The following is a 7,419-nucleotide window of genomic DNA, read 5'->3' on the forward strand; positions in this document are numbered from 1 at the left end:
AACGTGTGGCTTATTACGTTCGAACTTAGCCTTAGCCATGAGATCTTCCTTTTTGAACTACTCATGCAGGATCACTGCATGAGCACTTGGTTTTAACTATGAATTAGTTGGGCTTATAGTAATCGAAAGATTACTCGTCGTCACCTTTTTTACCGCCAGACTGGAATTTAGCGATGATGCCTTCAGCCACGTTACGTGGAGTTTCAGCATATTTAGCAAATTCCATAGAGTAAGTCGCACGACCTTGAGACATAGAACGCATTTGAGTCGCGTAACCAAACATCTCAGCAAGTGGAACTTCAGCACGGATCGCTTTAGTACCGCCAGGCAAGTCGTCCATACCCTGAACCATACCACGACGACGGTTCAAGTCACCCATGATATCGCCCATGTAGTCTTCTGGAGTTTCTACTTCAACTTTCATGATAGGTTCAAGAAGAACAGGATCTGCTTTCATGAAACCGTCACGGAAGGCATAAGAACCTGCCATTTTGAACGACAATTCGTCAGAGTCGACGTCATGGTAAGAACCGTCAAACAGTGTAGCTTTAACGCCAACTACTGGGTAGCCAGCCAATACACCGTTCTTCATACGTTCTTGAATACCTTTGTCAACCGCACCGAAGAATTCTTTAGGTACTACACCACCAACAACTTCTTCAGCGAATTCGTATTCTTTACCAGATTCAGGATCAAGCGGTTCTAAACGTACGTATACGTGACCGAATTTACCTTTACCACCTGTTTGACGAACGAATTTACCTTCTTGTTCAACAGTCTTTTTGATTGTTTCACGGTAAGCAACCATTGGTTTACCAATGTTCGCTTCAACGTTGAACTCACGTTTCATACGGTCAACAATAATGTCAAGGTGAAGCTCACCCATACCAGAAATAATTGTTTGACCAGATTCTTCGTCAGTACGTACGCGGAATGAAGGGTCTTCTTTCGCTAAGCGGCCAAGAGCAATAGACATTTTTTCTTGGTCAGCTTTAGTTTTAGGTTCAACCGCAAGCGCAATTACTGGCTCTGGGAATTCCATACGTTCAAGCGTAATGATCGCTTTTTCGTCACACAGTGTATCACCAGTAGTTACGTCTTTAAGACCTACACACGCAGCGATGTCACCAGCACGGATTTCTTCAACGTCTTGACGTTCATTCGCGTGCATTTGCACGATACGGCCGATACGTTCACGTTTAGATTTAACCGGGTTGTAAACTGAGTCACCTTGGTGAAGAACACCAGAGTAAACACGTACGAATGTCAAGTTACCTACGAACTTGTCGTTCATGATTTTGAACGCAAGCGCAGAGAACGGAGCATCGTCAGAAGATTCACGAGAAGCTTCAGTTTCAGCTTTGTCGTCAAGGATACCTTTGATCGCTTCAACGTCATCTGGAGCTGGCAAGAATTCAATTACTGCGTCCAACATACGTTGAACACCTTTGTTCTTGAACGCTGAACCACAAAGCATTGGCTGGATTTCACAAGCCAGAGTTTGAGCACGGATACCCGCGATGATGTCTTCTTTAGAAAGATCACCTTCTTCCAGGTATTTGTCCATTAACTCTTCAGAAGCTTCAGCAGCTGCTTCAACCAGGTTAGTACGCCATTCGTTAGCAGTATCAACTAGGTCAGCTGGGATTTCACCGTAAGTGAATTCCATACCTTGAGAAGCTTCGTCCCAGATGATTGACTTCATTTCGATCAAGTCAACAACACCAGAGAAAGTATCTTCAGCACCAACTGGAATCACAACTGGTACAGGGTGTGCACCAAGACGTGTTTTCATTTGTTCAACAACACGGAAGAAGTTGGCACCCGTACGGTCCATCTTGTTCACGAATGCTAAACGAGGCACTTTATATTTGTTAGCCTGACGCCATACAGTTTCTGACTGAGGTTGTACACCACCTACAGCACAGTAAACCATGCACGCACCGTCAAGAACACGCATAGAACGTTCAACTTCTACTGTGAAGTCTACGTGTCCCGGGGTGTCAATTACGTTGATGCGGTGTTCAGGGAACTGTTTAGACATACCTGACCAGAAACAAGTAGTCGCAGCAGAGGTAATTGTAATACCACGTTCCTGCTCTTGTTCCATCCAGTCCATAGTTGCTGCACCGTCGTGTACTTCACCGATTTTGTGAGATACACCTGTGTAGAACAGGATACGTTCAGATGTCGTTGTTTTACCAGCATCGATATGCGCAGAGATACCAATGTTACGGTAACGAGAAATTGGGGTTTTACGAGCCATGATTTCTAGCATTCCTAAATTTTGTTGTTTAAAACAGGACGCTTTAAGCTGACAAGCAGCTTAAAGCGTTTCGATGACTGATCAGCAACAACTGACTCATCACCCTCCTGAATAGGGGCTGTTTTAACCGCTTAGAAACGGTAGTGAGAGAAGGCTTTGTTGGCTTCAGCCATACGGTGCACATCTTCACGTTTTTTGACCGCTGCGCCTTTACCTTCAGCTGCATCAAGCAACTCGCCAGCAAGACGTAAAGCCATAGTTTTTTCAGAACGCTTAGCAGCAGCTTCTACTAACCAACGCATAGCTAGGGCAGTACGACGGGATGGGCGCACTTCCATAGGTACTTGGTATGTAGCACCACCAACACGGCGTGCTTTTACTTCGACCATAGGACGAACTTTTTCAAGCGTAGCTTCAAAAAATTCAACTGGATCTACTTTAGATTTTTCTTGAACGCGGTCTAAAGCACCGTAAACGATACTTTCAGCAATAGATTTTTTACCATCTTGCATTACGTGGTTCATGAATTTAGCGATTGTTTGGCTGCTGAACTTAGGATCCGGAAGGATTTCACGAGCAGCGACTACGCGACGTCTTGGCATTTTAAAACTACCTATAAATATGACACTTCAGGTTAATCCAGCAGTAGCACAAAGTGTCATGTGCATTCGCTGGCCTTACTACACGTCGCTTGAATTTCACAAAATTAAATGCAGAAATCAGACAAGCGAGACGATAAAGGATTGCAGTTCTAGCGAACTAAGAGCTTAATCTCGAAAGATTATTTCTTAGGACGTTTAGCACCGTATTTAGAACGTGCTTGGTTACGGTCTTTCACCCCAGCACAGTCTAAAGAACCACGAACGGTATGGTAACGTACACCTGGTAAGTCTTTAACACGACCACCACGGATCAGCACAACACTGTGCTCTTGCAGGTTGTGGCCTTCACCACCGATGTAGCTAGAAACTTCGAAACCTGAAGTTAAGCGTACACGGCAAACTTTACGCATTGCTGAGTTAGGTTTTTTAGGTGTAGTTGTGTAAACACGTGTACAAACACCACGACGTTGTGGACAAGCCTTCAACGCAGGAACTTTAGATTTTTCAACTAAAGTCGTACGACCCTTACGGATCAACTGATTTGTTGTTGCCATTTGGCAATTCTCCCGTTAATAAAAAGCCCCAAAAACTACTACTTTTTGAGGGCATGCAATTGTAAGTCAAGATGCAAAATTGGTCAATATGATCAGCTGACGCAAATCCCCATCCTTTGTTACTTACAATTGCCTAGAACTTTCATATTTTTACTGTTTTATTCAGGCTGATCCGTACCTTTTGTAACATCTTTGGTTTTGGCTTTCGCAGCAGCTTTTTTAGGCTTTTGCGAAGCAGTTTCTACCGCTTCAGTTTGTGCTTCAAATGACGTATTTTTCGGAGCAGCTGAAGTAACCTCCGCTTCATCAGTCACATCTCCTTTTAATTCAGCTTCTGCCAAAGTATCTTCGATATCCTCCGGCGCAGGCTCACTTAATGCTGGTTGTTGAACATGCTTTTCTGCAGTCGGTGTGACCAGCTTGTCAGCCAAAGTACTCAGCTTTTCACTGACCTCTTCGTCTTTTTCTTCCTCATCAACTTTCTTGTCGGTCTTTTTCACAATTTTCACTTGGGTGATCTTGTCATTGCCTTCGATCGGAATTTCTTTTTCCAGAATTGGCTCTTCACCCACATGACTATCAACCTTAGCGATATTTTCCAGCAGTTTAGGTGCAGCCTGTTTTAGCAACTCTTTGGATTTTTCATAAGCTTCTAATACAGATGCTGTACTTCCTTTATGCTGCAACAGATATTGACGAGCATTAGAGAACACATCTTGGGCTTTCTGATTAACATCATCTACGAAACGGCGACTATAGACAGCCCCCACCCCTGCTCCAGCCAATGGAGCCAGTTTGCTCAGTTGATCCAGCAAAGACACTTTCGGCACATGATTCATCCATTCCCATTTTGGCTGGCCATCGGCATTGTTCATAAACTTGCGCAGCAGCTCGGTATCATTGCTTGACCCCAGCATCATTTGTAGCTGAGAAATGTCATGTGTTTTTAAAGTCGACGTAAATGCTTTTAATGCCATTAATATCGTTTGCTTTTCTGCAATCAGGCTCAGATCAATCTGGCGGAAGATATGCTGCACGATGTCCTGATCTTCCTGCTTGGTCAGATCAAAACCATAAGAACGGCCGACTTGATAAATGGTACGTAATGCCAAAACTAAAGACGCAGGAATATCAATTGCTGTTCCGATGACACCCGTAGCACCTGACAGCGCTCCCTGTACTGCCGCAATCCATTTATTCTGTTCACCGAATGCCTGGGAAATGCGTTTAGAACGTTCCACATCCTGAGTCAGTTCTTCTAGATCACGTACCCCTGCTTCTTCTAGAACAGCATCTACGGAACTAATATCATTAGTGAACTGATTTAAATGCTCAAAGAAATAGTCAGAAATTCGTGTTCCTAACTTTGGAGAAACGAAATGGGCAACATTATTGACTGTATTAAAATGACGTCCAAAAATCTGACGCGAGATATTCGGTAAATGTTCACGCAACATGTCTTGCGGATCATCGTATTTTTTTGATTCAAATGGGCTCTTGCTGCGTGCTGCACCTTCAATCACCCTATCGACGTTAAAAGACTGCGTCACCTTGGAAACAGAATCCGGCGCAACATGGTTGAGCAACTCTAATCCGGTTGTACTGAACTTTTTCGCCACTCCAAAAGCACCAGAGATGAAGCCATTTGATTGTTTATTATTGGTATTTGCCATTCCTTACCTCAGCATGCACGTGCTTGTATTTTGTATAAAATACTAGGTGCTGCCGGCATTTATCTCAACCTTATTGTGTTTCATTTAGTAATTCATCTGTTGATGATTCACATTCGTTCTGTGCAGCTTACTCGGCATAACATTTGCCATAAGATTTCAAAATTCTTTCTGTTATGATGTTGGTCATTGTGAACATTGGGTCAGCCTCATATTTATCATGGTATCAAAATGGTAGATATCTCCCCTGACCATAGACATGAACTATAAGGATCTGTAGATGAAACGTGTTGTCATCACTGGTATGGGTATCAACTCATGCATCGGAAATACATTGGAAGATGTAACTCATTCTTTACAAAACGGGATTTCAGGCACACGTTTAAATCCAGTCTATGCTGAGATGAACTTTAAGAGTCATGTCAGCGCCGCTGCTGAACAAGATTTTGACAATATCGACCGTCGCCTGAAACGCTTTATGGGCGTATGTGCAATGTATGCCTATAACTCAGCGATCGCTGCAGTTGAACATGCAGGCCTGAAACCTGAAGATCTGGCAGGTAATCCACGTTACGGTATTACTGGTGGTTCAGGTGGTAACTCAACTGCTTCTGTTGCAGAAATGATCAAACTACTGGAAGAAAAAGGCGCGCGTAAAATCGGCCCATTCTTCGTGCCACGTAATATGTCAAACACGATTACCGCCAACGTCGGCGTAGCACTGAAACTACAAGGGATCGCGCATTCGATTACTAGCGCTTGTGCAACATCTGCTGATGCCATTGGTTATGCCTACAACCTGATCCAATTGGGTAAACAGGACCTGATGCTGGCTGGCGGTGGTGAAGAAGATCACTGGTCGCAAAGTCTGCTGTTTGATGCGATGGGTGCACTATGTTCTAAATTCAACGACACCCCAGAATCTGCATCTCGCCCATACTCTGCGGATCGTGATGGTTTCGTGATTGCTGGCGGTGGTGGTTTCGTGGTACTGGAATCACTGGAACACGCACAAGCACGTGGTGCTAACATTCTGGCTGAAATCGTGGCTTATGCAGCGAACTCTGACGGCGCTGACATGGTTGCGCCAAGTGGTGAAGGTGCAACACGCTGTATCCTGATGGCACTGGACGAAGCTAAACAGCACGGTGTTGAATCGATTGATTATGTGAATACTCATGGGACTTCTACTCCTGCTGGTGACGTTACCGAACTAAAAGCGATGGAACGTGCTTTTGGTGAAGGCAAAGTACCTCCACTGAGCTCAACCAAGTCTATGACTGGTCACAGCCTAGGTGCTGCCGGTGTTCAGGAAGCGATCTACTCGATTCTGATGATGCATAATGACTTTATTGCACCAAACATCAACGTGACTGAGCTGGACGAAGGTGCAAAACCATTTGATATCGTGCTTGAAAAACGTGACGCAAAATTGAATACTGTGATGAGTAACAGTTTCGGTTTTGGCGGCGTAAATGCTTGTCTCGTTTTCAAAAAATGGGAAGGCTAAGCCGCCCATTTTAGGGTGACTTGATGGATGCTCCTTCTGATGCTTTCCTTTGGGTAAAAGCATTACATATTATTGCCGTGGTCTGCTGGTTTGCTGCGTTGTTTTACCTGCCACGGCTGTATGTTTACCATGCCATGAGTGAAGATACGGTCAGTCATGAACGCTTCCAGGTCATGGAACGCAAGCTGTATCGCGGTATCATGTGGCCAGCAATGGTCGCAACACTGATTACAGCACACTTTCTAGTGGATTGGGGTGATGCAACGCGTCACTATCATGAAGCCTTATGGTTCTACCTGAAAGTCGGTCTGGTCGGTTTATTAGTGATTTATCACTTGGTATGCGGTTATTACCGCAAAAAGCTGATTGAGAATGCGCATTACAAGTCACACAAGTTCTGGCGCTTCTTTAATGAAATGCCAACTTTAATTTTGTTTGCTGTGGTGATTCTGGTAGTGGTGAAACCTACCTTCTAATTCAGATAGCAAAAATAAAAAAATCCCCGACTGATTGGGGATTTTTTTATATTTACCGCTTAAACTTCAATCTGCAACCTAGCAACTCTTGGCAAGCACAGTACAAGATAGCTTGCTAACAAAACAAGCAAATACAATTGGCTAATGATCCAGCTGTTCAAGGTGATCCATTCTGAGAGCAAATTACCTCACCTAAAAAAGAATAAGACTCGCATTCTCGACCTCGACTATCAACTAAAGCTAGAATAGTTTTGTAGAAGAAGACATTTAAGAACCAAAACTAATAATTTAAAAATGGCACTCGCCATCGTTTACTTGATGATTTATCCCTTTAGCCGTAA

Annotated in this window: 6 protein-coding genes; 2 read left to right on the forward strand and 4 right to left on the reverse strand. The window is 43.8% G+C overall.

Annotated elements, in window-relative coordinates; all coding sequences use genetic code 11:
* Positions 1–130: 130 nt before the first annotated feature.
* From fusA to GW12_RS06775, 4 genes are all read right to left on the reverse strand, one after another.
* A complete protein-coding gene (gene fusA, locus GW12_RS06760; protein WP_034585282.1) occupies positions 131–2,266 on the reverse strand; it encodes an elongation factor G in 2,136 nt (711 codons plus the stop codon).
* Between the two features lie 131 nt (positions 2,267–2,397).
* Entirely contained in the window at positions 2,398–2,868 is a 471-nt protein-coding gene (gene rpsG / locus GW12_RS06765) for a 30S ribosomal protein S7 (RefSeq protein ID WP_034585285.1), read from the reverse strand.
* Between the two features lie 179 nt (positions 2,869–3,047).
* A complete protein-coding gene (gene rpsL, locus GW12_RS06770; RefSeq protein ID WP_019837219.1) occupies positions 3,048–3,422 on the reverse strand; it encodes a 30S ribosomal protein S12 in 375 nt (124 codons plus the stop codon).
* 158 nt (positions 3,423–3,580) lie between these two features.
* The gene (locus tag GW12_RS06775; protein WP_034585290.1) at positions 3,581–5,095 is read right to left on the reverse strand and encodes an EcsC family protein; all 1,515 of its coding nucleotides are present in this window, start codon (positions 5,093–5,095) and stop codon (positions 3,581–3,583) included.
* A gap of 277 nt (positions 5,096–5,372) precedes the next feature.
* Here GW12_RS06775 and GW12_RS06780 point away from each other — a divergent pair, with 277 nt between their 5' ends.
* Complete coding sequence (locus GW12_RS06780; RefSeq protein WP_034585293.1) at positions 5,373–6,602, forward strand: beta-ketoacyl synthase N-terminal-like domain-containing protein; 1,230 nt, start codon at positions 5,373–5,375, stop codon at positions 6,600–6,602.
* A gap of 23 nt (positions 6,603–6,625) precedes the next feature.
* Entirely contained in the window at positions 6,626–7,078 is a 453-nt protein-coding gene (gene hemJ, locus GW12_RS06785; protein ID WP_034585295.1) for a protoporphyrinogen oxidase HemJ, read from the forward strand.
* The last annotated feature ends 341 nt before the right edge of the window (positions 7,079–7,419 follow it).

Source organism: Acinetobacter sp. HR7 (assembly GCF_000773685.1).
In the GTDB taxonomy this organism is placed as follows: Bacteria; Pseudomonadota; Gammaproteobacteria; order Pseudomonadales; family Moraxellaceae; genus Acinetobacter; species Acinetobacter thermotolerans.

What these genes read in the sequence shown, in the direction of transcription:
- hemJ (WP_034585295.1), top strand. Translation starts at nt 6,626, where the DNA reads ATGGATGCTCCTTCTGATGCTTTCCTTTGGGTAAAAGCATTACATATT.
- fusA (WP_034585282.1), bottom strand. Translation starts at nt 2,266, where the DNA reads ATGGCTCGTAAAACCCCAATTTCTCGTTACCGTAACATTGGTATCTCT.
- GW12_RS06775 (WP_034585290.1), bottom strand. Translation starts at nt 5,095, where the DNA reads ATGGCAAATACCAATAATAAACAATCAAATGGCTTCATCTCTGGTGCT.
- GW12_RS06780 (WP_034585293.1), top strand. Translation starts at nt 5,373, where the DNA reads ATGAAACGTGTTGTCATCACTGGTATGGGTATCAACTCATGCATCGGA.
- rpsG (WP_034585285.1), bottom strand. Translation starts at nt 2,868, where the DNA reads ATGCCAAGACGTCGCGTAGTCGCTGCTCGTGAAATCCTTCCGGATCCT.
- rpsL (WP_019837219.1), bottom strand. Translation starts at nt 3,422, where the DNA reads ATGGCAACAACAAATCAGTTGATCCGTAAGGGTCGTACGACTTTAGTT.